Here is a 322-nt window from a genome sequence, read left to right on the forward strand (position 1 = left end):
TCATAGCAGTATCATCATTTGCTACTGGTGGACTATTTGTATCTGTTGATGGATTTTCCATTACTTCAATAGTCACTTTTGCAGTGCTACAAGCCTGTGGAGTTCCATTATCACAAATTGTATATTCAAAACTATCGGTTCCTACAAAACCTGTTGGCGGCGTATAACTATAAATTCCTGTTGTTGAATCTATTGTTACTGCTACTCCTTCAACGGTTATAACAGTTGGCGTAGTAACTGTTTGAATATCTCCTTCATAATCTTCATCATTTGTTAATACATTTCCACTTACTGCGGTATCCTTATAAGTATTATTTATATC

1 protein-coding gene is annotated in these 322 nt (G+C 34.8%); it reads right to left on the reverse strand.

The annotated features are described in order from the left end of the window. The coding region (locus tag Q0776_RS17740) for an Ig-like domain-containing protein (protein ID WP_298371359.1) at window positions 1-322 on the reverse strand (322 nt) is incomplete at both ends.

Origin of the sequence: uncultured Lutibacter sp. (genome assembly GCF_947495725.1) — a bacterium.
GTDB lineage: Bacteria > Bacteroidota > Bacteroidia > Flavobacteriales > Flavobacteriaceae > Lutibacter.